Raw genomic sequence first — 23,050 nt, forward strand, 5'->3', positions numbered from 1 at the left:
GCCCGCCAAACATCCGAACTGGGTTCGACGTCGACGGGCTCGATCGTAAAGCGGAAGTTAGCTTGCGACTACAGGCTTCTTGGTGAGGCGCAGGCCCGACTCGGTGTCGAACACGTGCACGTGGTGAGGCTCAGGGGTCAAGAAGACCTTGTCGCCAGCGTTCGGGTGCGAGCGGCCATCAACGCGAGCAACGATGTCAACACGCTCACCCTTGATTTCTGCGTGACCGTAGAGGTAACCGTCAGCACCGAGTTCTTCAACCAGGTCAACATCAACGGGAAGGCCGTTGCCCGTCGTCGAAACAATGACGTCTTCAGGACGGATGCCGATGGTGACGGTCTTAGCGTCGGTTTCGCCGAGGGTCTCAGCGTCAACCGCAACAACTGCGTCGCCGAACTGCAAGCCACCGTCGACAATGTCAACGCTGAAGAGGTTCATGGCGGGGCTGCCGATGAAGCCAGCAACGAAGATGTTCTGCGGTGCTTCGTAAAGGTCGCGAGGAGTGCCAACCTGCTGGAGAATGCCATCCTTGAGCACAGCGATGCGGTCACCCATGGTGAGCGCTTCGGTCTGGTCGTGAGTCACGTAAACCGTGGTGACTCCGAGGCGACGCTGCAGGCTAGCGATCTGCGTACGAGTCTGAACGCGAAGCTTGGCGTCCAAGTTCGACAGCGGCTCATCCATGAGGAAGACCTGAGGCTGGCGAACGATGGCGCGACCCATGGCAACGCGCTGACGCTGACCACCCGAGAGTGCCTTGGGCTTGCGGCTCAAGTAGGGCTCGAGGTCAAGAAGCTTCGCTGCTTCGAGTACGCGAGCGGCGCGCTCTTCCTTGTTGATGCCAGCGATCTTGAGCGCGAAGCCCATGTTCTCGGCAACCGTCATGTGCGGGTAAAGCGCGTAGTTCTGAAAGACCATGGCGATGTCGCGGTCTTTCGGCGGAACGTCGGTGACGTCGCGGTCGCCGATGAGGATGCTGCCATCGTTGACCTCTTCAAGGCCAGCGAGCATGCGAAGGCTGGTGGACTTACCGCAACCCGATGGGCCGACAAGTACGAGGAATTCGCCGTCTTCTACGTGAAGATTCAGCTTGTCTACAGCGGGGATCGTTGATCCCGGGTAGAGACGTGTTGCATTGTCAAAAGTTACAGACGCCATTGTTCTAGTTTTCTCCTTCACCGGCAGGTACGTGCCGGACGATCCGTTGTGATGGACAGCGATCGAAATCGCGTTTCGTCATTATTGCACTCTTTTGGGGGGTGGATGACAGAGTGGTCCACCCTAGAACAGTGCGCATCTTAGGATTCGGTTGGGCATTTCCCAGAGATTTCTCCTAGGATTCGAGAGGTGCGCCGTCATTTCTGGGCGCCCCACACAGCGATATACACGGCAGATGAGGTTCGATTGAGCAACGGCAACCCCGGCGACAGCCGACTCAGCAAGAATGAGCGTCGCGAAGCAGCGCGCGAAAAGGCTCGCATTCAGCGTGACGAACAGAAGAAGAAAGATCGCCGCACGAAGTGGATTCTTCAGGGCAGCGTTGGCCTCGCGCTCGTCGCCATCGTCGCAGTAATCGCGCTCGTACTCGTGAACTCGAACCAGCCAGCAGGCCCAGGCCCGCAGAACTTTGCTAGCGACGGAATCCAGCTCAATCAAGGCTTCATCGCGACGACATCCGACGCTCAAGCAGCAGACGCTGAGCCCATCGCGAACGATCGCGACGAGGAATCCGGTGTTCTCGACATCCAGATGTATGTCGACTACCTGTGCCCGATTTGTGGCTCTTTCGAGCAGACTAACGGTGCCTACATCGAGAGCCTCGTTGCCAACGGTGCGGCAACTCTCGAAGTGCACCCGATCACGATTCTCGACCGTCTGTCACAGGGTCAGCGTTACTCGTCACGCGCGGTCAACGCCGTTGCGTGTGTTGCAGACACTTCGCCGAACGACTTCTACGCGTACCACTCGCTGCTTCTCACCGAAGAGGTGCAGCCTGAAGAGAACACGAGCGGTCTCAGCAACGAAGAGCTCATTGAACTCTTGGGTGTCGCCGGTGTCGAAAGCACCGACGCGATCGCCGAGTGCATCACTGATGAGAGCTTCGAGTCGTGGGTGAGCAACTCAACTGCGCGCGCTCTTTCGGACCCCATCCCCAACTCTGACGTCGGAGCGGTCACGGGAACCCCGACCGTTCTCGTCAACGGAATCAAGTACGAGGGTGCAGTAAACGACCTCGTCAGCTTCCAGGCATTCGTTACTCAAGCTGCCGGTGACGACTTCATCGAAAGCTCAACACCGACGCCTACGCCGACACCTACTCCGTAGCTCGCGCCAGCGCACGAAACAGGCCCCCGATCCGGTTGGATCGGGGGCCCCTTTCGTTGTGCAGAGGAATCCTGGTTAACCGAACGTGTACGATTACGCTTCGACGGGAAGCTGTAGATATTGGTGCCCGATGAACACTTCTCGTGGCCGCCATAGTTCACGAACGAGCTTTTCGGTGGTCTGGTAGCTATCTTCACCGAACTTGATGTGACGGCCAACGACCTCAGCGCCAGCCTTGACGTTGGCCGGAACCTTCTCAAGGCGTACTTGGGGGAGTGGGCGTCGTTGACGTTTAGGCCGAGGTCCTTGTTCTGCACTCTGTGCTGAATTGCTGAACTGGTCTTTCAGTGCGCTCGGGTATTCGGGAACGAGGCCGAGAGCGAGAGCGTTCACACCGCAAACGCAACCGTTTACCTCATCGATGGTGTCCTCACCCCCGGTGCGTAATTTGTAGCAAACTTCACGGGGATCCGCGCCTAGCGCGGGTCCCCGTTTTGTGCGTTAAGGCCCGTAGTTGCAGGGTTTCTGGCGCACCGCCACGGGGTAGACGCAGGGCTCTAGGGGCGTGAGGGCGATGCGCTTTCGTTACCTCGAGGCTTGACTTTCTCCCTTCGACGGAGTTATTTTCTCTAAGTGAGCAATGAAGCCGTAAGCCGATTCGATGAGGCGACCTCCGTACGTGCGCAGGTCTTGACCATGCTGCGCGACAGCGGACCGTTGCCCCGAATTGAACTCGCCCGCCGCGCTCACCTCAGCCCCACCACCATCACCCGCGCCGTCAGCCAGCTCGTTGACGAAGGCGTGATCGTCGAGGGCAACTCGATCTCACCGACCAAGCTCGGTCGGCCCGCCACCGAGATTTCGATCGTCCGCGACGCGTTCGTCGTCGTCGGCGTTCAAGTGGGCGTCGGCTTCGTTCAGCTCGGTCTTATCGACCTGCTGGGCGGCACTGTGGCATCCGGCTCGCTCAGCTACGACATTGAGACCCCCGCCACGGAGGTCATGGTGGAGGCCGCGACCGCGATTAATGAACTTATAGCGGCATCGGAATATGACCAGTCGATGGTCATCGGCGTTGGAGTGGCCGTTCCTGGTCCCGTGGATGTCGCGGGCCGAAGAATCCTGCTCCCCATCAACCTGGACTGGCGCGATGTTCCCGTCGCCGACATCCTCGAACCGCTCACCGGGCTTCCTGTCACCGTCGAGCACAACGTTCGCTCGATGGCGCTCGCCGAAGCCCGCTTCGGTGTCGCCAAAGACCTCGGCAGCGTTGCGTTCATCTACTTGCGCACCGGCCTCGGCGCCGGCCTCGTCGTTGAGGGGCAGCCCTTCGCTGGCGGCGTGCGTGGGGCCATTGAACTCGGTCACTTGCACGTTATCGACAACGGCATCGACTGCGTCTGCGGCGGAAACGGATGCCTCGAAACGATCGTGAGCGAAGGTGCCCTGCAGCGCCAGCTCGCCGAAGCCGGGCTCTCGAGCAACGGCGGGGGAGCGCTCACCGCGCTGTACGCCGCGGCGGACACGAACGAGACGGCGCGAGCATCCATCGACTCGATCATCACCCAGTTGGCTACCGCAACATCGGCCATCGTCAACCTACTCAACCCCGACGTGATTCTGCTGGGGGGCGCGCTCGCCGAGGTGCCCGAGGCTTTCTTCGAGCGCCTGACCGAACAGACCCGCCAGCAAGTGTTTCCGCTCATCCGCCCTCTCGTTCGCATCGAGCCATCGTCGCTCGGCATGTACGCGGGAGTGCTCGGAGGCGGAACCGCTGCGCTTGAACGCTATTTCTACATCTAAACCACAACTTCTCCATCGAACCAAGAGGACCGGACAATGACGTCGAACAGGAACGTGACATGACAGATCGAAAGGCCGAACCAGAGGCCCTGACCATGGCAACACCGACAGCTATCGCTGAGGACACCGAAAAGGGCGAGCGTTCCCTCAAAGGGCTGTACGTCATCACGTTCTTCCTGGGCATTGGAATCTGGACGCTGAGCGCCGTACTCTCGCGCAACGCGCTCATCCCGACGCCCATCGATGTAGTTGCCAGCTTTGCGGAGCTCATCGCCAACGGAACCCTGTGGGGCCATACCGTGACGAGCCTCAGCCGAGTTACGACTGGCTTCCTGCTCGGAGTGGCTTTGGCGATTCCGGCCGGCTTCCTCATGGGCTGGTACTGGCTCGCGCGTGGATTGCTCGAGCCGTGGATTCAGTTCTTCCGCACCATCCCGCCGCTCGCGCTCATCCCGCTGGTCATCGTGATCCTCGGAATCGGTGAGACCGCGAAGATCTTCGTGATCTTTCTCGCCGCCTTCCTCTCCTGCGTGCTTGCGACCTTCCAGGGCGTGCGCAACGTGGACATCACGCTCATCAACGCAGCGAGAGTGCTCGGCGCTAAAGACTTCACGATCTTCACCCGGGTAGTTATTCCGGCATCCACCCCGTTCATTTTCGTCGGAATGCGCGTCGCACTCGGTGCCTCGTGGGCGACCCTCGTGGCCTCGGAGCTGATCGCCGCCCCCACGGGTCTTGGACGGATGATGCAGCAAGCCGCCCAGTTCTTGCAGACCGATCGCATCGTTGTCGGCATCATCATGATCGGTGCGCTCGGCTTCATCATGGACCGTCTGCTTCTTCTCGCCGAACGGCGACTTACTCGCTGGCAGGAGACTCGCTAATGCCCCTCATCTCGATCAAAGACGTCACCAAGATTTACAACACGGAGCGCGGCCGCACGGTCAGCCTCGATAACGTGAGCCTCGACGTAGAGCAGGGCGAGTTCATCACTCTCGTCGGGCCAAGTGGCTGCGGCAAGTCCACGATGCTGAACCTCGTCGGCGGCTTACTCATGCCGACCTCTGGCCAAGTGCTCGTTAACGACGAACCCGTCAAGGGCCCCGGCCCCGACCGCGGAGTGATTTTTCAGCAGTACGCGCTGTTCCCATGGCTCACCGCTCAAGAAAACGTTGAGTTTGGGCTTCGCTTACAGAAGGTGCCCAAGAAGGAGCGGGCCGAGCGGGCCATGCACTACTTGAGCCTCGTTGGTCTACAGGACTTCGCCAACGCTCTGCCCAAGGAACTCTCGGGCGGAATGAAGCAGCGTGCGGCAATCGCGCGGGCCTACGCCGTGCATCCATCAGTACTGCTCATGGACGAGCCGTTCGGTGCCCTCGATGCCCTCACCCGGGTGCAGATGCAAGACGATCTGCTCGAGACCTGGGAAAAAGAAAAGCGCACCGTCGTGTTCATCACCCACGACGTTGACGAGGCCGTGTACCTCGCCAGCCGCGTAGTGGTCATGAGCCCACGCCCCGGTCGCATCAGCGAAATTATCGACGTTCCCCTCGCGTATCCACGCGGGGAGGAGATTCGGCTCTCTCCCGAGTTTGCCGAGATCCGCGCCAGAGTGTGGCGCGGAGTGCACCACCACGAATGACCCAACCACGAATGACCCAACCAATCATCTCCAATCACAGGCAAGGACGCCCCATGAAGAAGAAAATGCTCGGCGCGGCAGCAGTCGCCGCAACATTTGCTCTCGCATTGACCGGTTGCACGACGGATGCCGGTAGCAACGAGAGCGGCGAAGAACTCGTCGCCATCAACGTCGGTTACATCGACACCAGCATCAACGGTGTGGGCATTATCGCCGTCGCCAACGAACAGGACCTGTGGACCAAGGCTGGCCTCGACGTCAACCTCGTTCCCTTCACCAACGGTCCGACCCAGATTCAGGCCATGGCCAGTGGATCGCTCGACGTTGGTTACATCGGTGGCGGCGCCATGTGGATGCCCGCCTCAGGACAGGGCACCGTGATCACGCCCAACGAGAGCACCTTTGGTGACTTCCTCATTGCTTCGCCCGAGTCGGGCGCAACCGAAATGGCCGACCTCAAGGGACTCAAGATTGGTGTTCCGGATGGCGGATCGGGCGAAATGATTCTCGCGCTCGCCCTTGAAGAAGCTGGCCTCACCGAAGCTGACATCGAGCGCATCCCGCTGGACCCGCCGAGCGTCGTTTCGGCGTTCGTTGCCGGCCAGATCGATGTCGCAGCAATCTTCTCGCCGCTGAGCGACCAGATCTTCGAGTCGGTTCCTGACGCTCAGGTCATTGCTAACAACGTCGACTTCCCCGAAACCGAGTTCCTCGGCGCCTGGGTTGCCTCGAACGACGCGATTGCCGACAAGAGCGAAGCGCTTACCCGCTTCCTCGAGGTATTCATCGAAGCGAATGACTACCGCATCTCCGACACCGAAGACACCGTCGCTCTCTCTGCTGCGCTCTCGGGTGCTCCCGCAGAACAGCTCCAGAGCCAGGCCGATGGCCTCGAATGGTGGACGTCTGACCAGATCTTGGCTGACAATGCCGACGGATCAACCTACGAGCGTTTCGGTTCCTTCACGCAGCTGTTCCTTGATGTCGGTCGTCTGACGGCAGATGAAGCTGCAGCACCAGAGGACTTCATCAACGTCGACCTCTTCGCCGCAGCAAAAGACAACCTCAAGTGACCGGTCGGCTAGGGACCGGTGCTCCGGTCCGAATAGGGATCGTGGGCGCCGGCTTCGTAGCCGACTTCTACCTTCGAGCACTCGGCAGCATCCGCGGGCATGACGTAACGGTTGTTGCTGCACGCTCGGCGGAGTCGGGGGCAGCATTCGCGGAACGCTTTGGCATTCCGGTTGTCGTCTCCACTGTCGCTGAGCTCGTGGAGCGCGACGATGTCGATATCGTCATCGTCGCGCTCCCTCAAGACCAACACGTGGCGGTTGTTGCCGCAGCGGCGGCAGCAGGCAAGGGCATCATTTGCACCAAGCCGCTCGGCCGCAACTCTGCCGAAGCAGCGGAATGCTTGCGCCTCGTGCGCGAAGCCGGCGTCTGGCACGCCTACGCCGAAACCGAAGTATTTGCTCCGGGCCTCGTGAAAGCGAAAGAACTCGTGGATGCCGGGGCCGTTGGCCGAGTGACCTCGGTTCGGGCGCGGGAATCTCACGGGCATCCGCACAAGCACGCTCGCGATGTATCGCGTTCGGGCGGCGGACCACTGCGGGCTCTCGGCTGCCACTGCGTAGCCATCGGCCGCTGGTTCATCGGCTACGAGACTGCTCCCAAAGAGGTCTTCGCGTGGGGTGCACGACTCTCGCGCGACGACGTTGACACGGAAGACACCGCTGTGGCGCTCATCCGTTTCGAGGACGACCGTATGGCTCAGGTCGAAGTGAGCTGGGGCCACATTGCAGGATTGGATGTGCGCAACGAGATTCACGGCACCGCGGGCTGGATCGGCACCGATGAAACTGGCGAGACGGGCATTCGTGCCTTCGCCGGAAACCCCGCTGACTATGTCGTCGAAAAAGCAGGAGCCGCAACCGGCTGGATCACTCCTGTGCCCGACGAGCCCTGGGTGTATGGCTACCACGGAGAACTCACCCACTTTGTGGAGTGCTACCGCGCTGGCACCACGCCGCGCCAAACCTTTGTTGATGGCTACATCGACAACGCAATCATTGATGCCGCGTATCGCTCCATGGAGGTCGGAACCTGGGTTCCGATCGACATGTCCGCGGTCTAACGCAGCACGCTGAACGACGAAAGAACACTAATGACTGAGAACGCTAAGCGCCGCCCCAACATCGTGATGATCCTCACCGATGATCACGCCTCGCACGCCATCGGTGCGTATGGGTCGGTAGTGAACCAGACTCCGCGCATCGACGAGATCGCGCAGCGGGGATGGAAGCTCGACAACTGCTTCGCGACCAACTCACTGTGTTCGCCGAGTCGGGCATCCATTCTCACCGGGACATATAGTCACATCAACGGTGTCAGCACCCTTGTGACGCCGATCGATGCGAGCCAGCCGACCTTCGTCTCTCAGCTGAAAGAGGCCGGCTACCGCACCGCCATCGTCGGCAAGTGGCACATGGGCGATGGCGGAGAAGCTGACCCCCAGAACTTTGACTACTGGGATGTGCTCATTGAGCAGGGCGAGTACCACGATCCAAAATTCTTGAACCCGGATGGGCTGCGCACCGTTCCCGGTTATGCGACTGACATCATCACCGACCTGTCGCTCAAGTGGGTCGATGAGCTCGAGGGTGACGACCCGTGGTGCGTTCTGATTTACCACAAGGCACCGCACCGCCCGTGGGAGCCCGACGAAAAGCACGCCGGAATGTACTCCGACCCCATCCCGGTGCCGGCGACGTTCACCGATGACTACGAAACCCGCACGTCGTCGGCTCGCCGGGCCGCGATGCGCATCGCCGAAAATCTCAACGAAGACGACCTCAAGCAGACACCACCTGAGGGACTCAGCTATGACGAACTCGCGCTGTGGAAGTACCAGCGCTTCATGGAGGACTACCTTGCCTGCGTCGCCTCGGTCGACGACAACGTTGGCCGCGTCACCGACTGGCTCACAGAGCGCGGCGACTTCGACGACACCCTTCTCATGTACAGCTCAGACCAAGGCTTCTTCTTGGGCGACCACGGTTGGTTCGACAAGCGCTTCATGTACGAAGAATCGTTGCGGATGCCGTTCGTGCTCAGCTATCCAGCTCAGCTGGCGGCCGGCAAGTCGTACGAGGGCATCGTGACCAATGTTGACCTCGCGCAGACGATTCTCGACGCCGCCGGGGTCGAACACCACCCGCGGATGCAGGGCCGCAGCCTCTGGCCCGACCTCATCGAAACTCCGGATGTCGAACCCGCCGAGGGCATGTACTACCGCTACTGGGAGAACGACGATGTCTTCCATCGCGCGCCCGCCCACTATGGCTACCGCACCGACCGTTACAAGCTGATCTTCTTCTACAACGACGGATTGGGTGTGCCAGGAACTGGGCCGTTCTCGTACCCCTCCGAGTGGGAAATGTACGACCTCGAAACCGATCCCGACGAACTCAACAACGTCTACGGAACGGCCGAATACGCCGAAGTCGAAGCAGATATGAAAGTCAAAATGTGGAAGGCGCAGGCGTCATTCAAGGATGAGCCGCACCCCAGCCAGCCGAAACCGGTTGGCATCTAAAGAACTTTTCGAAAGTTTTTCCAGGGCACGTGTCGATTCGGCACGTGCCCTGCGTCATGTCAGTGAAGGGCAGGGAAATCCCCGGCCCCGAAAGGACATGATGACGCTGAACTTTCTGGCAATCGCGGTAGCCACGGTGGCAGGGATGCTCGTCGGGTGGGCCTGGTTTTCACCAGCGCTTCTCGGCAAGCCGTGGGCGGCGCGAGCCGGGATAGATCTGGCTGCGAAAACTTCCGGGTGGGCGTATCTATTGGCGCTTGTGGCCACGGCCATAACGACAACGGTGCTGGCGCTTGCAGTAGCGATCGCCCACGACCAGTTTGGTGGCTCGTTTCTGACCGTGACGCTGGCTGTGGCATCCATTGGCTGGCTCGGTTTTACCGCGTCGCGGAACGCTGTCGAGTATCTTTTTGAGAAGAAGTCCCCGACGCTGTTTGCGATCGATATGGGTCATCAGCTCGCAGTTCTCATCGTCATATCCGTTGTTATTGGCCTTTTTGGCGACACTTCACAAATCGGTTAGGGAGAAAAACATGCAGTACATGATCCTGATTCATTCTGAACCCATGGACGGCCCGAACCCGGGAGAGCCCGGATTCGACGAGATGATGGCGCCCTGGATGGCCTACAACCAGAAGCTCATCGATGGCGGCCACTATGTTGCGGCCGACCAGCTGCAGGGCGTCGAGACCGCGACCACGATTCGCCGGGCCTATGGTGCCGGCGACACGATCGTCGATGGTCCGTTCGCTGAAACCAAGGAGCACTTCGGTGGCTTCTACATTGTGGAAGCCACCGACTTGGATGAGGCGCTTGCCCTCGCTGCCGAGGTTCCGCTTCCGGCCGGCTCGCTCGAGGTTCGTCCGGTGGTGCCCTCGTAGCGTGCCTGACAACTCAGAGGCGGTCACCCGCCTGGCGCGTGAGGAGACTGGGCATGTGCTCGCTCTCCTCACGCACCGCTTTGGGCTCGACGTTGCCGATGACGCGGTGCAGGATGCGCTCGTTGAAGCGCTGAACTGGGCCGTAGTGCCTGACAACCCCGCCGCGTGGCTCTATACGGTCGCGCGTAATCGTGCGGTTGACCGTGTGCGACGAGAGGCTGCCGCCGCGCGTCGTCTCGCGCGCTCGGCCCCGGATCTCCTGGCGGCCGCCGAGCACCACAACAGCGTCCGCGACCCCGCTAGCAGTGACGAGGAGGTGCCCGACATGATTGACGATGCCCACTATTCGGGCGACGAACACCTGCGGTTGTTGCTGCTCTGTTGTCACCCGGCACTGGGGCGAGACACCCAAGTGGCGTTGACTCTTCGGCTTGTCGGAGGCCTCACGACCGCCGAAATCGCCGCAGCGTTCTTGCTACCAGAGCAGACGCTCGCGCAGCGGATCGTGCGGGCCAAGCGCAAGATTCGCGACGCGGGCATCCCGCTCAGCATTCCCCAAGACCTTACGCAGCGAGTGGATGCCCTGCTCACGGTTCTCTACCTGATTTTCAACGAGGGCTATCTCTCGCGGGGCAGCACCGCTGGCGCGCGGATCGACCTCGTGGAAGAAGCGATTCGTCTCACGATCACGGCGCGCGAACTGCTCCCGGGCGATCCCGAGGTCGAAGGCCTGCTGGCGCTGGAGCTCTACGCTCGCGCCCGCCACAACACTCGCTTTCGCGGTGACGAACTCGTTCTGCTCGAGCACCAGGATCGCACCCGCTGGGACGGCGAGCTCATCGAACAGGCAAACGGGCTCCTGCGCAGTGCGCTCGCACGGCTGCAGCCAGGGCCTTTTCAAACCCAAGCGGTCATTGCGCGTCACCATGCCACCGCGCGCACCGCCGCCGACACCGACTGGCCGGCCATCGCATCCGCCTATACGGTGCTGCTGGCCATGACGGGCGGCTCGCCCGTCGTCGCTCTCAATCGTGCCGTCGCCGTGTCAATGGCCGACGGGCCCGACGCTGGATTGCGATTGCTCAGCGGTATCACCGGCCTCGAGTACTATCACCTGTATTGGGCCACTCGCGCCGAGCTGTCGCTGCGTGCGGGTGATGCGGATGCCGCCGCCGATGCATTCGCGCGGGCACGCGAACTGGCCACGAATGCCGCTGAGCAGCAGCATCTCGATCGGCGTATCGCGCAGCTGCCCGAGTACCTCTAGCGGGCCGAGCGAACCCAGTTACTCCGGCATTCGGCTGGCCGGGCCGCCCAGCGAGGCTGATCAACTAACCACAGCGCTACGGCCGCGGCTTTGGCGCGGCGTAGTGGTGCTCGCCCACGGCGCCTTTCTCGACCACGTCGCGGATGCGCGCTGCCCGCACGGCCGGCGTCTTGATGCCGGTGAGGCGCGCATAAATCTGAAAGCGCATACTTCGGGTGAGGCTGGCGTGGAACGCGGCGGACGCGGGGTTGGCGTCGAGGGCAGCCTGCAAGTCTGGGGGAGTCGTCATGTTCTTCTGGCTGTAGGCGGCATCCCAGCGGCCATCCGCTTGGGCGCGTTCGACTTCGGCGAGACCGCCGGGGCGCATCGTTCCCTCCTCGATGAGGCGAGCAACATGGTCGCGGTTCACTTGTGACCAGGGGCTGTTCTTGCGGCGCGGAGTGAACGCTTGCAGCGTGTAGTCGTCGTCGAGGCGTGCCATTTGACCATCGATCCATCCGAAGCACAGGGCAACGTCGAGCGCTTCGCTCCAGGTGATCCCAGTGGCCTTCGATAGTTTCTTGCGCAGTTTGAGGCGCACGCCCTCGAGCGAGGGCTCGCTTTCAAGGTAAGCCGTCCACTCGGCGATGGTGACGTCGAGGATGGTTTTGTCGACAAAACTGGCCACGGTCTGGTCCTCCTTGGGTGCTCCGCGTTCAAGCATCGCACCATCCACTGACGGCTACTCCTGCTCGCTGAACAAACACTGATTCGTTGCTGGGCGCGAATCGGGCGTTGAATAGACTCATGCGAGCTACTTACATTTACGGCGCCGGCGATGTCCGCGTCATCACTGCCCCTGACCCCAAGCTCATCGAGAGCACCGACGCAGTCGTTCGCATTACGCGGGCGTGCGTGTGCGGCAGCGATCTGCACCCCTTCCATTCGATGCCAGTGGATGCGGATGCTCGCCCCATCGGCCACGAATTCATCGGCGTTGTCGAAGAGCTCGGCAAAGACGTTTCTACGCTCAAGGTCGGCGACTTCGTCATCGCGCCGTTCGCGTACTCCGACGGAACCTGCGAGTTCTGCCTCGAAGGGCTCCAGACCTCGTGCATCCACGGTGGCTACTGGGGCAACGGCGGCATCACGGGCGGCCAGGCCGAAGCCGTGCGCGTGCCCTTCGCTGACGGCACCCTCGTGAAGGTTCCCGGCACCGTTGACGAGTCGCAGTACGCCGGCCTCCTGTCTCTCTCTGACGTCTATGCCACCGGCTGGCACGCCGCCTACAAGGCTCGCGTCGCTCCCGGCCAGACTGTTACCGTCATCGGTGACGGCGCTGTCGGCCTCCTGGCCGTGCTCTCCGCCAAGCAGATGGGTGCCGAGCGCATCATCCTCATGGGCCGTCACAAGGCGCGTACTGACCTTGGCATCCACTTCGGAGCCACGGATGTCGTCGCCGAGCGAGGCGAAGAAGGCATCGCCATGGTGCGCGAACTCACCGGCGGCTCCGGAAGCCACGCGGTTCTCGAAGCTGTCGGCTTTATGCCCGCCTACGAGCAGGCCCTCGGGGTCGTTCGTGCCGGCGGGGTAATCAGCCGTGTCGGCGTTCCCCAGTATGAGGATGCCCCGGTCGGCCGCGGCAGTCTCTTCGGCAAGAACGTCGGCCTTGTCGGCGGTGTGGCCCCGGCTCGCGCCTACATCGAACAACTGCTTCCCGCCGTGCTCGACGGAACGGTGAACCCCGGACTCGTCTTCGACCAGACCGTGAAACTCGAGCAGACCCCCGACGGCTACACCGCGATGGACGAGCGCACCGCTCTCAAGGTGATGGTCGACCCGACTTAGCAGTCGCACGGCATCCCGCCGGCTCGGAGAGGGCTCAATGCCGCCTACTGACGACGTGGATGCTCTGCCAGAAATCGAAAATCGTGCCGTGTAGGGTTGTTTTGTCATCTGGTCGCGCCTTCACGGATCCACGGGGAGAACGACTTCAGCCGCAGGCTTATAGTGCGAGGAAACCCTATGAAGGCAACATTTCTTTACGGCGCGGGCGACGTCCGAGTGGAGACAGTAGCGGACCCGGTGATCCAGCTTCCGACAGACGCTATCGTCCGGGTGGTTCGTGCGTGTGTTTGCGGCTCAGACTTACACCCGTATCACACGCGTAAGCCAGGCCTGGTTGGTGCTCCGATGGGCCACGAGATGGTCGGGGTAGTCGAAGAAATCGGCTCTGAGGTTTTTACCGTGAAGCGAGGGGACCTCGTCGTCGCCACGTTTACGTACCAAGACAACACCTGCGTTTTTTGCCAAGAAGGATTCCACACATCGTGCCTCCACGGCGGCTTTTACAACAAGCCCGAAGTCGGCGGCTTCCAAGCGGAATACGCACGGGTGCCGCAGGCAGACGGCAGCCTGGTGACGGTGCCGGGCGTCGACGAGAACAGTGAACTGATTCCGTCGCTTCTCGCCCTGTCCGATGTTTACCTCACTGGCTATCACGCCGCGCACATGGGGCGGGTCGGTGCGGGCAAGACTGTGACAGTGATCGGCGACGGCGCGGTCGGGTTGTCGGCCGTACTGGCGTCAAAGAAGCTCGGTGCCGAGCGGGTCATCCTCATGGGGCGGCATCAGTCGCGCACCGACCTCGGTGTCGAGTTCGGGGCAGACGAGATCGTGGCCGAGCGCGGAGAAGAAGGAGTCGCCCGGGTGCGCGAACTCACCCGCGGCGAGGGTAGCCACGTCGTTATCGAGGCGGTTGGCCACTTCCCGGCATACCAGCAAGCTTTGGGATCCGTCCGTGCGGGCGGCACCATCTCGCGCGTAGGCGTTCCCCAGTATTCCGAGGCTCCGATCGGATGGGGTTCACTCTTCAGCCGCAACATTACGCTCACGGGTGGCCCTGCCCCCGTGCGCGCCTACATCGAATCCGCGCTCCAGGACGTGCTCGACGGCTCGATCGCCCCGGGTCGCGTCTTCGACCGCGTCGTTGGTATCGACGAGGTTGCACTGGGATACGCCGCCATGGACTCGCGCGAGAGCCTCAAGGTGATGGTCGCCTTCTAAGCCCTGAGCTGGTTTCTCGTCAGCGGGACCACGAGCTGTGGTCTCGTCAGCGGGACCATGACTGGAGCGCGGTGATAGCCCGGTCGAGGTATTCATCGCGAACCGTCACGGCAAAGCGCACGAATTGCGTGCCGCTCGGACCGTAAAACTCGCCGGGCGAGACAAGCACGCCGATGTCGGCGAGCGCCATCGCGGTATCAATTCCGCTTTCGCCCCGCGTGGCCCAGAGGTACAGGCCGCTTTCCGAGCCGTGAATCTGGAGTCCGGCTGCCTCGACGGCAACTCGGAGACGCTCGAGGCGGGAGGTGTAGAGGGCGCGCTGCTCGGCCACGTGCTCATCATCTGACAGGACTGCGCTGAGCACCTGCTGCACGGGCGCGGGGACCATGAGACCTAGGCTGCGGCGCTTCGACGCGATCTTTCCGATCAGTTGCTCGTCTCCGGCGATCATGCCGCCTCGGTACCCAGCCATGTTGGACTGCTTGCTGACCGAATAGCAGGCGAGAACCTGGCTCATGTCGTCGCCAACCACTCTCGGGTCGAGGATGGAGGGGATCCGCTGCCCGTCGACCTCATTCAACACGGCGTAGCACTCGTCGCCGACGATCACCGCACCGAGCTCACGAGCTCGGGCGACAGCACGACGCAACTCCTCAACGGTCAAGGTCTGACCGTCGGGGTTGCGAGGGGAGTTCAGCCAAATGAGTTTGGTCGCTTCAGGCCACTGGGCCGGATCGTCCTCCGCGACGACGCTGGCGCCCACGGCGAGCGCCCCCGCTTCGTAGGCGGGATAAGCCAGTGCGGGGCGTACCACGACGTCATCCGCGCCCAGCCCGAGCAAAAATGGCAGTAGACCCAACAGCTCTTTGGACCCGATCGTGGGTAGGACACCCTCTCGATTGAGAGGGACGCCACGTACGCGGTCGAACCAGTTCACCATCGCGTCACGCAACTCGACGACCCCAATGGTCAAGGGATAGCCAGGTGCGCCGCCCGCTGAAGCCAGCGCATCAATAAAGACTTGCGGCGTCGGGTCGACAGGGGACGCGGTCGCGAGGTCGGCAAACCCGCCCGGGTGGGCGACTGCGCGACGGCGGAGCTCGGCCGACACCTCCATTGCTGAAGGGCTCACAGGAGCCGAAGACCCCACGGGGGCGCTCACGCGGCTACTCCGGAGCAGCGAATCGAGCGAATCGATACCGCCAGGGGAAGGGGCGATCGGGCTCCGGTGTGGTTAAAGAAAGCATCCATGTCATCCATAAAATCAGCGCTTCCTATGAATCTCATGGACGTGAACAGCCCATTGGTGTTGTGGGCACCGCTTTGAGGGAGATGAATGACCCGACGTAATAGACGCGTGGCACTCCGCCGACGGCCACTGGTTAAACAGCGATGTCGAGGACAGCTAGGGTTAAAATAACCCCGACTGCCCTCGACATCTTTGCTGGGCCTCCTGTCGGATTCGAACCGACGACCCCCGCTTTACAAGAGCGGTGCTCTAGCCAGCTGAGCTAAGGAGGCTTGGGCCAACGCCCTATTTTAGACATGACTTCACCTATGCTCCCAACCAACCCGCGCAGTCGCCGTCGCGCGCTCGCCGGAATCATTGCTGCAATCGTCGCTGGAGCCCTTGTTGCAGGCCAAAGTCGCATCAATGGGGAGCTTGCGGTAGAACTTCACGATTCGACTCTCGCGGCGCTCATTTCGTTCGGATCAGGGCTCGTTATTCTTACTCTGATCGTTCCTTTTGTGCCGAGCGCACGCGCTGGATTCCGTACTCTGGGCACCGAAGTCAGAAGCAAGCGCTTGCCCTGGTGGTATCTCACCGGCGGAACCTTTGGCGCGTTTTTCGTGCTCACTCAGGGGCTCGCAGCAACTGCCCTCGGCGTAGCGCTGTTCACGGTCGCCGTGGTGGCGAGTCAAACGATCAGTTCCGCGGTCATCGACCGGGTGGGAATCGGCAGTCTGCAAAAGCGCCCCGTTACTCCGCTGCGGGTGGCGGCATCCGCCCTCGCTGTGGGCGCGGTCATTTTTTCGGGGCTGTCCGATCTGCGCCTCGATGGGCCATTCCTGCTGGTCTTCTTACCGCTCATCGCGGGCTTCGGGATCGGATGGCAGCAAGCCATCAACGGTCACGTGCGGCATGTGACGCGTTCGCCGCTCACCGCGACCTACGTCAACTTCATTGCGGGCACCTCGGTGCTGGCCATCGCGGCAATCGTGTTTGGCTTCATCGGCGGCTGGCAGCACGAGTTCCCCACCGACCTGACGCTGTATCTCGGGGGAGCGATCGGCGTGATCTTCATCATCGTTGCCGCAGTGCTCGTGCCCATCACCGGAGTGCTGTTCTTTGCGCTTGGCTCGATCGCCGGGCAATTGCTCGGAGCGCTCGCTCTCGAACTTCTTTTGCCCACAGACAGCGATGGGGTGGCACCAACCACCATAATCGGCGTGGTACTCACCCTCATCGCAGTGGCGATCGCTTCGCTCTCCGGCAAGCGACCGCCCAAAACGCTGCTGTCGAACTAGTCCTGCTCGTCGAACTCCAGCGAGCTCGAGTTCAAGCAGAAACGGTCACCGGTCGGTGTCTGGCTGGCGTCGTCAAAAAGATGTCCGAGGTGCGAGCCGCAGGTTGCACAGACAACCTCGGTGCGCACCATCCCGAGTGAGCGGTCTTCACGCAGCTCAACCGCATCCGGGTTGATTGCTTCGTAGAAGCTTGGCCATCCCGAACCGGAGTCGAACTTGGTGTCGCTCTTGAACAGCTCTGCGCTGCACGCACCGCAACGGTAGGTTCCCGCACGCTTTTCGTCGAGAAGGGCGCCAGACCACGGACGGTCGGTGCCGGCTTCACGCAGCACTGAAAACTTGATTCCGAGCTCTTCGCGCCATTGCTCGTCTGTCTTAGTCACCTTGTACGTCATGTGGTCTCCTCTATTCGTGAGCTTTCTCTGCTCAGTACATTAAACTCGGGGACGTGCCTATTGATTCCGTGATCGCCAAGTCTTGGGGCGAATTAACAACATCCGAGCTCTACTCGATCATGAAACTGCGCACTGACGTATTTTTTGTTGAGCAAAAAGTCGACGAGACCGAACTCGATGACCGTGATCAAGAGGATGCCACCCGCCACTATTGGCTCGCCGACGGTGCTGACGTCGTCGCCTACATCCGCGTCCTGTTCAACGAGACAGCCGAACACCTCGACGGTCACCGTGTCATCGGTCGCGTTGTCGTGCGCGACGACCACCGCGGTGAAGGCCTCGCCCAGATCATCATGAAGCGCATCGTCGAAGATTTTGGTGGCGAAGGGATGATGTTGCACGCCCAGGACTACATCGTGCCGCTCTACGCCAAATTCGGATTCGAATCCTTTGGTGAACTATACGAAGAGGCCACCATTATGCATCAGTCGATGTACCGCGCAGGTCACTAATGCGCGGCCTCAGCGTCTGCGTACTCGGCCCCGCCGCGCTTATCGTCACCGCTGTTCTTATTGCGCTGACGCCGATGACCAGCAATGCTGCGGTTCTGGATGCCGCGGGCACCCCTTCTGCGCCGGCAGACGTCACCCTCGCGGCCGACTCTGACAGCTGTGACGTGATGGATGCCGCCATCACCTGGGGCCTCAAAGAGTCGCTGCGGTCATACATCAGCGGCACCATCGCCAACGGCGAATGGGCGGTGAGCGACGGCGCCACCTACGAAACTCCCAACTTCGGTTGGACGGCAGGCTCCGGCCAACTCGACGCGGGCAGCGGCACTCTGGCTTTTGACGGCAGCCTTCGCCTCACGGGCCACGACGACATCCTCGATACCACCCTCACGGGCCTTGAGATCGTCTTCGACGGCAGCACCACCGCCAACCTCGTTTTCGATGTCTTTGGAACGACCCAAGAAGGGCTCCCCGTAAACGAGAGTGCTGTCGGGTTCGCCACGATTGATGTCTCAGGCATCACCGTCGCCGATGGCGTAGCAACGCTCGCGGGCGCACCCGTCGTGCTCACTGAAGCAGGATCCGAAGCCTTCGGCACCTATCCGGCTGGGGAAGAATTCGACCCCATCACCGTCACTTTCAGCGCCAACCCCGAGTGCATGCCGCAACCTCAGGATGGCAACCAAGCCCTGCTAAGCGCTCTCATCATCGTCGGCGCCATCATCGCAATCCTCGTAGCGATCGCCATCGTTCTGATTCTGGGACGCCGGCGCCGCAGCAAGCGCGCTGCGGCAATGTAGCTGACGCTCTACGAACCTGATGTTGGCGCGTAAATCGCCCGAGCGAGAGCATCAAGCACCGTGACCGTGCGCGGGCCGAAGCTCAAAATTTCGCCGTCATCCATCTCGACGAAGCGCTGGTTCTTGCCCGCTTCGGTGAGCGCCACCGCGGGGCGGGCTTCGAGCAATCCACTCACGCCGCCAACACTGTCGAGACCGCCCGTCATCACCAGAATGAGATCAGGGTTCGCCGCGACCATTGCCTCGTCGGTCATGGGGCGCATGCCTTCGAGACCGATCTCGGCTGCGACATCCACGCCGCCGAGCGCATCGATCAGCACATCTGAGCCCGACTCCTGACCGAACAAGTAGTAGATCCCTGACGTGCCCCGCAAGTAGAGGAACATCATCCGCAGCCGGTCACCCGAGGGAACGATCTGGGCGATCTCCGCAACCTTCGCCTCGATCGTGGCGCTGAGCTCCGCAGCCAAGGCATCGCCGGCGGCGGAAACCCCCAGCGCAGCTGCCGTTTGACGTGCCAACTCGGCGATGCCCTCAAGAGAAGGATCCGTGTCAACGAAAACCACCGGAATGCCCGCATCGCGCAGTTGCAGCACCACATCGATCGGGCCAATCGAGCCATCCGTCAATACAAGATCAGGGCGCAGCGCCAAAATGGCCTCGCTATTGACGGTGTGCGCGTTAGACGTGATCACCGGCAAGCCGGATGCTTCATCAAACGTCGTTGAAATATCCCGCGCCACCAGCGAATCCAGCATTCCCAGACCGGCAATTGTCGCCGCAATAGACCCCGAAATGTCCATCGAAATCACACGGTCAGTCGATGACACCGTGACGGGCACATCGCCAGCCAAATCGTGCGAAACCACCGTCACTGGCAACGACTGGGCGGGAGCGCTCGGGGGAGCGAGGATTCCGGATGACGGCAGTGCCGCCTGCACCAGCCCGCTGTAATCCTTCGCATCATCCAGCACCGTCAACGCCGTGAGGGGAGAAGCGAGATCAGCCGTGACCGTCACCGTCGGAGTCTCCGCAATAGTGGCAGCCGAACATCCACTGGCTGCGAGCACAACACCAGACAACACCGCCGCAGCAGTGAACAGTCGAATGCGCATGACAACCAATCAGAAATATCGGGTACTAAGGCAATCCTAACCTCGACTCGTTCCAATTGGTCCACGAAGCCGCGTCGTTCGGCGGGCGCGCAGCCCCAACGCCCTAGGCTTGCCAGCACAGTGGAGGTATTGCCGTGTCCGAAAACGAAGCCGCATCGCATCCCTCTACACGCCTGTCCGAACGCGACAGCCTCATCCTCGACTTTGAGCGCGAATGGACCCGACACGTGGGCGCCAAAGAAGAGGCCATTAGCTCCCAGTTTCAGGTGTCAAGCGCACGCTATTATCAAATGCTCAATGCGGTAATCGACTCACCGGCAGCCGTGCGCTACGACCCCATGTTGGTCTCGCGACTGCGCCGCACTCGAGACAACCGGATGCGCAACCGATCAGTGCGCACCCCCGACCACAACGAAGAATTGACAGACTAAGCAATGGCGAGTTACCCGAAAGACCGATTCGACGAACTACCCGACGACGTCGACCGCATTGGAGCCCACCGTGGCCCCAGACGACGCGGACGCGGCTGGATCGGCTTCGCCTGGGCACTGCTCGCCACCGGCGTGCTTGTCTTCGGTGGTCTCTTCGCCCTCAGCCAGTACCTCGATGACGACCTCGGCATCCCCTTCTTCGCCACACCCGAAGAGGCTGTCGTCACCCCCGAACCCACCGAGACCGTCCCGCCCGTCACCGACCCCGCCGCAATAGACCCCGAACGCGCGCTCACCATCGACGTGCTCAACGGAACACCGGAAAGCGGACTCCAAACCACCGTCTTTGACGAACTCACCGCAGCAGGATGGCCGACAGGCAGCGCCGCCCCCGCCTCCGCGCGAGACATCGAAGACACCTACATTTATTACAGCAATCCCGATGACGAAGACGTCGCTGCCGGCCTTGTTGCCGCCATCGGCCGCGGCGAAATTCGCCTCGTGGAAGAAGACATCTTCCCCGGCGCAGAACTCACCGTCGTACTCGGCACCGACTACATCACCCCCGCAGCAGAAGCCACAGACGAGCCCACAGAATAAAGGGAAGCCCGCACTGCGGGCTGACGCATGCTCACCCTGATCGGGTGCGCTGCGTCGACTTCTGGTTGCCCCCTCCGAGTGCGCTGCGCCGTCTTGCACTCGCCCCTGTCGAGTGCGCTGCGCCGTCTTGCACTCGCCCCTGTCGAGTGCGCTGCGCCGTCTTGCACTCGCCCCTGTCGAGTGCGCTGCGCCGTCTTGCACTCGCCCCTGTCGAGTGCTAATTTTGACCTTGGCACTCGCACAGTTCGAGTGCCAACTTATTCGCTTGTACGACGTCCGGGAGGGACGAGAAACACACATGGCAAAGATCATTGCTTTCAACGAAGAGGCCCGTCGCGGCCTTGAGCGCGGCCTGAACATTCTCGCTGACGCCGTAAAGGTCACGCTCGGCCCACGTGGCCGCAACGTAGTTCTTGAGAAGAAGTGGGGCGCTCCCACCATCACGAACGACGGTGTATCCATCGCCAAAGAAATCGAGCTCGACGATCCTTTCGAAAAGATCGGTGCTGAACTCGTCAAAGAGGTAGCAAAGAAGACGGATGACGTTGCCGGAGACGGTACGACCACTTCTGTTGTTCTTGCTCAGGCTCTCGTTCGCGAAGGCCTCCGTAACGTTGCTGCGGGTGCAGACCCCATCAGCCTCAAGCGCGGTATCGAAAAGGCAACCAACTCAGTCATCGAGGCACTCATTGCGAGCGCCAAGGAGATCGAAACCAAGGAAGAGATCGCGGCTACCGCATCCATTTCTGCTGGTGACCCCGAGATCGGTGCACTTATCGCTGAGGCGATCGACAAGGTCGGCAAGGAAGGTGTTGTCACCGTTGAGGAGTCGAACACGTTCGGCACCGAGCTTGAGCTCACCGAAGGTATGCGCTTCGACAAGGGATTCCTGTCGGCATACTTCGTCACCGACCAGGAGCGCCAGGAAGCGGTCTTCGAAGACCCCTACGTTCTTATCGTCAACGGCAAGATCTCGAACATCAAGGATCTGCTCCCCATTGTCGACAAGGTAATCCAGAGCGGCAAGCAGCTGCTCATCATTGCTGAAGACGTTGACGGAGAAGCACTCGCAACTCTCGTTGTGAACAAGATCCGTGGCATCTTCAAGTCGGTTGCTGTCAAGGCTCCTGGCTTCGGAGACCGTCGCAAGGCTCAGCTCGCTGACATCGCCATCCTCACCGGTGGCCAGGTCATCTCTGAAGAAGTTGGACTCAAGCTCGAGAACGCAACTCTCGAACTCCTCGGTCGCGCCCGCAAGGTCGTTATCACCAAGGACGAGACCACGATCATCGAAGGTGCTGGTGAAGAAGAGGCGATCGCAGGTCGCGTCAAGCAGATCCGTGCCGAGATCGACAACACTGACAGCGACTACGACCGTGAGAAGCTCCAAGAGCGTCTCGCCAAGCTCGCCGGTGGTGTTGCAGTTATCAAGGCTGGTGCCGCAACTGAGGTTGAACTCAAGGAGCGCAAGCACCGCATTGAGGACGCAGTCCGCAACGCCAAGGCTGCTGTTGAAGAGGGAATCGTCGCCGGTGGTGGCGTGGCCCTGATTCAGGCTGGCAAGATCGCTTTCGACAGCCAGGCAATGGCTGACTTGGTCGGCGACGAAGCAACCGGAGCGAACATCGTTCGCGTTGCTATCGACGCACCGCTCAAGCAGATCGCACTCAACGCAGGCATGGAGCCCGGTGTTGTTGCTGACAAGGTCCGCAACCTCCCCATCGGTCACGGCCTTAACGCAGCAACCGGCGAATACGTCGACATGCTCGCTGCAGGCATCAATGACCCGGTAAAGGTAACGCGTTCGGCTCTGCTCAACGCATCGTCGATCGCCGGTCTGTTCTTGACGACCGAAGCCGTCGTTGCTGACAAGCCTGAGAAGAACCCGGCACCCATGGGTGACCCGTCGGGCGGAATGGACTTCTAAGTCCCACCGCTCTGCACAGCTTCACTGCACTACACAGAATGGGCGTCTCCTTCGGGAGGCGCCCATTCTGTCGTTAACGAGAGTTTCTGTGGGAGGGGGGGGGGGGGGGGGGGGGGGGGGCTCTAGCGCCTGCAGTGTCCGCACCGCGCTGGGCGTGCGGTGGGTGCTGGGGGGTGAGCTGGC

General features: G+C 61.4%; 24 protein-coding genes and 1 tRNA gene. 18 read left to right on the forward strand and 7 right to left on the reverse strand.

The window, feature by feature from the left end; all coding sequences use genetic code 11:
- Positions 1 to 57: 57 nt before the first annotated feature.
- On the reverse strand, positions 58 to 1,158 hold the full coding sequence (locus I6E73_RS04715; protein WP_197123486.1) for an ABC transporter ATP-binding protein: 1,101 nt from the start codon (positions 1,156 to 1,158) through the stop codon (positions 58 to 60).
- Between the two features lie 246 nt (positions 1,159 to 1,404).
- Between I6E73_RS04715 and I6E73_RS04720 the strand changes: the two genes are divergently transcribed.
- Positions 1,405 to 2,325 carry a thioredoxin domain-containing protein gene (locus I6E73_RS04720; protein ID WP_231600554.1) on the forward strand — a complete coding sequence of 307 codons (921 nt, stop codon included), beginning with the start codon at positions 1,405 to 1,407 and terminating at the stop codon, positions 2,323 to 2,325.
- Positions 2,326 to 2,418: 93 nt separating this feature from the next.
- Here the strand turns inward: I6E73_RS04720 and I6E73_RS04725 are convergent, their stop codons facing one another.
- Entirely contained in the window at positions 2,419 to 2,718 is a 300-nt protein-coding gene (locus I6E73_RS04725; protein ID WP_197123489.1) for a hypothetical protein, read from the reverse strand.
- Between the two features lie 240 nt (positions 2,719 to 2,958).
- On the opposite strand from I6E73_RS04725, the gene I6E73_RS04730 reads away from it, so the two are divergent.
- The 9 genes from I6E73_RS04730 (at position 2,959) to I6E73_RS04770 (ending at position 11,513) form a co-directional block, all read left to right on the forward strand.
- Positions 2,959 to 4,128, forward strand: a complete 1,170-nt coding sequence (locus I6E73_RS04730; RefSeq protein WP_197123491.1) for an ROK family transcriptional regulator — start codon at positions 2,959 to 2,961, stop codon at positions 4,126 to 4,128.
- A 59-nt stretch (positions 4,129 to 4,187) separates the two neighbouring features.
- Positions 4,188 to 5,012 (forward strand): ABC transporter permease, encoded by an 825-nt coding sequence (locus I6E73_RS04735; protein ID WP_231599653.1) that lies wholly within the window; start codon positions 4,188 to 4,190, stop codon positions 5,010 to 5,012.
- Positions 5,012 to 5,770 (forward strand): ABC transporter ATP-binding protein, encoded by a 759-nt coding sequence (locus I6E73_RS04740; protein ID WP_129072057.1) that lies wholly within the window; start codon positions 5,012 to 5,014, stop codon positions 5,768 to 5,770. Before I6E73_RS04735 ends, I6E73_RS04740 begins: the two co-directional genes overlap by 1 nt.
- Before the next feature lie 53 nt (positions 5,771 to 5,823).
- Complete coding sequence (locus I6E73_RS04745; protein WP_197106287.1) at positions 5,824 to 6,843, forward strand: ABC transporter substrate-binding protein; 1,020 nt, start codon at positions 5,824 to 5,826, stop codon at positions 6,841 to 6,843.
- Entirely contained in the window at positions 6,840 to 7,904 is a 1,065-nt protein-coding gene (locus tag I6E73_RS04750) for a Gfo/Idh/MocA family oxidoreductase (RefSeq protein WP_307784221.1), read from the forward strand. Before I6E73_RS04745 ends, I6E73_RS04750 begins: the two co-directional genes overlap by 4 nt.
- 30 nt (positions 7,905 to 7,934) lie before the next feature.
- Positions 7,935 to 9,365 carry a sulfatase gene (locus tag I6E73_RS04755; protein ID WP_197123495.1) on the forward strand — a complete coding sequence of 477 codons (1,431 nt, stop codon included), beginning with the start codon at positions 7,935 to 7,937 and terminating at the stop codon, positions 9,363 to 9,365.
- A gap of 97 nt (positions 9,366 to 9,462) precedes the next feature.
- On the forward strand, positions 9,463 to 9,888 hold the full coding sequence (locus tag I6E73_RS04760) for a DUF1761 domain-containing protein (protein ID WP_197123497.1): 426 nt from the start codon (positions 9,463 to 9,465) through the stop codon (positions 9,886 to 9,888).
- Between the two features lie 10 nt (positions 9,889 to 9,898).
- Positions 9,899 to 10,246: a YciI family protein gene (locus I6E73_RS04765; protein ID WP_197123498.1), complete on the forward strand. Its 348-nt coding sequence runs from the start codon at positions 9,899 to 9,901 to the stop codon at positions 10,244 to 10,246.
- A gap of 1 nt (position 10,247) precedes the next feature.
- Positions 10,248 to 11,513 carry an RNA polymerase sigma factor gene (locus tag I6E73_RS04770; RefSeq protein WP_197123500.1) on the forward strand — a complete coding sequence of 422 codons (1,266 nt, stop codon included), beginning with the start codon at positions 10,248 to 10,250 and terminating at the stop codon, positions 11,511 to 11,513.
- Between the two features lie 76 nt (positions 11,514 to 11,589).
- On the opposite strand, the gene I6E73_RS04775 is transcribed toward I6E73_RS04770, so the two are convergent.
- Positions 11,590 to 12,216 carry a YdeI family protein gene (locus I6E73_RS04775; RefSeq protein WP_231600555.1) on the reverse strand — a complete coding sequence of 209 codons (627 nt, stop codon included), beginning with the start codon at positions 12,214 to 12,216 and terminating at the stop codon, positions 11,590 to 11,592.
- 83 nt (positions 12,217 to 12,299) lie between these two features.
- On the opposite strand from I6E73_RS04775, the gene I6E73_RS04780 reads away from it, so the two are divergent.
- Together I6E73_RS04780 and I6E73_RS04785 are read left to right on the forward strand one after the other, a co-directional pair.
- A complete protein-coding gene (locus I6E73_RS04780) occupies positions 12,300 to 13,340 on the forward strand; it encodes an alcohol dehydrogenase catalytic domain-containing protein (RefSeq protein WP_197123502.1) in 1,041 nt (346 codons plus the stop codon).
- Positions 13,341 to 13,517: 177 nt separating this feature from the next.
- Entirely contained in the window at positions 13,518 to 14,558 is a 1,041-nt protein-coding gene (locus tag I6E73_RS04785; protein ID WP_197123504.1) for a zinc-binding dehydrogenase, read from the forward strand.
- Positions 14,559 to 14,604: 46 nt separating this feature from the next.
- Here the strand turns inward: I6E73_RS04785 and dapC are convergent, their stop codons facing one another.
- Entirely contained in the window at positions 14,605 to 15,690 is a 1,086-nt protein-coding gene (gene dapC / locus I6E73_RS04790) for a succinyldiaminopimelate transaminase (RefSeq protein ID WP_307784222.1), read from the reverse strand.
- A gap of 315 nt (positions 15,691 to 16,005) precedes the next feature.
- A tRNA-Thr gene (locus I6E73_RS04795) sits at positions 16,006 to 16,079 on the reverse strand.
- A gap of 36 nt (positions 16,080 to 16,115) precedes the next feature.
- Here I6E73_RS04795 and I6E73_RS04800 point away from each other — a divergent pair.
- Positions 16,116 to 17,087 carry a DMT family transporter gene (locus tag I6E73_RS04800; RefSeq protein WP_197123506.1) on the forward strand — a complete coding sequence of 324 codons (972 nt, stop codon included), beginning with the start codon at positions 16,116 to 16,118 and terminating at the stop codon, positions 17,085 to 17,087.
- On the opposite strand, the gene msrB is transcribed toward I6E73_RS04800, so the two are convergent.
- On the reverse strand, positions 17,084 to 17,482 hold the full coding sequence (gene msrB / locus I6E73_RS04805) for a peptide-methionine (R)-S-oxide reductase MsrB (protein WP_197106278.1): 399 nt from the start codon (positions 17,480 to 17,482) through the stop codon (positions 17,084 to 17,086). The genes I6E73_RS04800 and msrB overlap by 4 nt on opposite strands.
- Positions 17,483 to 17,535: 53 nt before the next feature.
- Between msrB and I6E73_RS04810 the strand changes: the two genes are divergently transcribed.
- A complete protein-coding gene (locus I6E73_RS04810) occupies positions 17,536 to 17,994 on the forward strand; it encodes a GNAT family N-acetyltransferase (RefSeq protein WP_307784223.1) in 459 nt (152 codons plus the stop codon).
- The gene (locus I6E73_RS04815; RefSeq protein ID WP_197123508.1) at positions 17,994 to 18,794 is read left to right on the forward strand and encodes an HtaA domain-containing protein; all 801 of its coding nucleotides are present in this window, start codon (positions 17,994 to 17,996) and stop codon (positions 18,792 to 18,794) included. The genes I6E73_RS04810 and I6E73_RS04815 overlap by 1 nt, the downstream gene beginning before the upstream one ends.
- A gap of 8 nt (positions 18,795 to 18,802) precedes the next feature.
- Here the strand turns inward: I6E73_RS04815 and I6E73_RS04820 are convergent, their stop codons facing one another.
- Complete coding sequence (locus tag I6E73_RS04820) at positions 18,803 to 19,909, reverse strand: hemin ABC transporter substrate-binding protein (protein ID WP_197123510.1); 1,107 nt, start codon at positions 19,907 to 19,909, stop codon at positions 18,803 to 18,805.
- A 134-nt stretch (positions 19,910 to 20,043) separates the two neighbouring features.
- Between I6E73_RS04820 and I6E73_RS04825 the strand changes: the two genes are divergently transcribed.
- The 3 genes from I6E73_RS04825 to groL all read left to right on the forward strand — a co-directional run bounded on the left by I6E73_RS04825 (position 20,044) and on the right by groL (position 22,867).
- A complete protein-coding gene (locus tag I6E73_RS04825; protein WP_197123512.1) occupies positions 20,044 to 20,340 on the forward strand; it encodes a DUF3263 domain-containing protein in 297 nt (98 codons plus the stop codon).
- A 3-nt stretch (positions 20,341 to 20,343) separates the two neighbouring features.
- Positions 20,344 to 20,940 carry a LytR C-terminal domain-containing protein gene (locus I6E73_RS04830; RefSeq protein ID WP_197123514.1) on the forward strand — a complete coding sequence of 199 codons (597 nt, stop codon included), beginning with the start codon at positions 20,344 to 20,346 and terminating at the stop codon, positions 20,938 to 20,940.
- Between the two features lie 298 nt (positions 20,941 to 21,238).
- Entirely contained in the window at positions 21,239 to 22,867 is a 1,629-nt protein-coding gene (gene groL / locus I6E73_RS04835) for a chaperonin GroEL (protein WP_197106273.1), read from the forward strand.
- Positions 22,868 to 23,050: the final 183 nt, after the last annotated feature.

Source organism: Salinibacterium sp. SWN248 (assembly GCF_015864575.1).
In the GTDB taxonomy this organism is placed as follows: domain Bacteria; phylum Actinomycetota; class Actinomycetes; order Actinomycetales; family Microbacteriaceae; genus Rhodoglobus.

What these genes read in the sequence shown, in the direction of transcription:
- I6E73_RS04715 (WP_197123486.1), bottom strand. Translation starts at nt 1,158, where the DNA reads ATGGCGTCTGTAACTTTTGACAATGCAACACGTCTCTACCCGGGATCA.
- I6E73_RS04735 (WP_231599653.1), top strand. Translation starts at nt 4,188, where the DNA reads ATGACAGATCGAAAGGCCGAACCAGAGGCCCTGACCATGGCAACACCG.
- I6E73_RS04740 (WP_129072057.1), top strand. Translation starts at nt 5,012, where the DNA reads ATGCCCCTCATCTCGATCAAAGACGTCACCAAGATTTACAACACGGAG.
- I6E73_RS04745 (WP_197106287.1), top strand. Translation starts at nt 5,824, where the DNA reads ATGAAGAAGAAAATGCTCGGCGCGGCAGCAGTCGCCGCAACATTTGCT.
- I6E73_RS04755 (WP_197123495.1), top strand. Translation starts at nt 7,935, where the DNA reads ATGACTGAGAACGCTAAGCGCCGCCCCAACATCGTGATGATCCTCACC.
- I6E73_RS04760 (WP_197123497.1), top strand. Translation starts at nt 9,463, where the DNA reads ATGATGACGCTGAACTTTCTGGCAATCGCGGTAGCCACGGTGGCAGGG.
- I6E73_RS04765 (WP_197123498.1), top strand. Translation starts at nt 9,899, where the DNA reads ATGCAGTACATGATCCTGATTCATTCTGAACCCATGGACGGCCCGAAC.
- I6E73_RS04775 (WP_231600555.1), bottom strand. Translation starts at nt 12,216, where the DNA reads ATGCTTGAACGCGGAGCACCCAAGGAGGACCAGACCGTGGCCAGTTTT.
- I6E73_RS04780 (WP_197123502.1), top strand. Translation starts at nt 12,300, where the DNA reads ATGCGAGCTACTTACATTTACGGCGCCGGCGATGTCCGCGTCATCACT.
- I6E73_RS04785 (WP_197123504.1), top strand. Translation starts at nt 13,518, where the DNA reads ATGAAGGCAACATTTCTTTACGGCGCGGGCGACGTCCGAGTGGAGACA.
- I6E73_RS04800 (WP_197123506.1), top strand. Translation starts at nt 16,116, where the DNA reads ATGCTCCCAACCAACCCGCGCAGTCGCCGTCGCGCGCTCGCCGGAATC.
- msrB (WP_197106278.1), bottom strand. Translation starts at nt 17,482, where the DNA reads ATGACGTACAAGGTGACTAAGACAGACGAGCAATGGCGCGAAGAGCTC.
- I6E73_RS04815 (WP_197123508.1), top strand. Translation starts at nt 17,994, where the DNA reads ATGCGCGGCCTCAGCGTCTGCGTACTCGGCCCCGCCGCGCTTATCGTC.
- I6E73_RS04820 (WP_197123510.1), bottom strand. Translation starts at nt 19,909, where the DNA reads ATGCGCATTCGACTGTTCACTGCTGCGGCGGTGTTGTCTGGTGTTGTG.
- I6E73_RS04830 (WP_197123514.1), top strand. Translation starts at nt 20,344, where the DNA reads ATGGCGAGTTACCCGAAAGACCGATTCGACGAACTACCCGACGACGTC.
- groL (WP_197106273.1), top strand. Translation starts at nt 21,239, where the DNA reads ATGGCAAAGATCATTGCTTTCAACGAAGAGGCCCGTCGCGGCCTTGAG.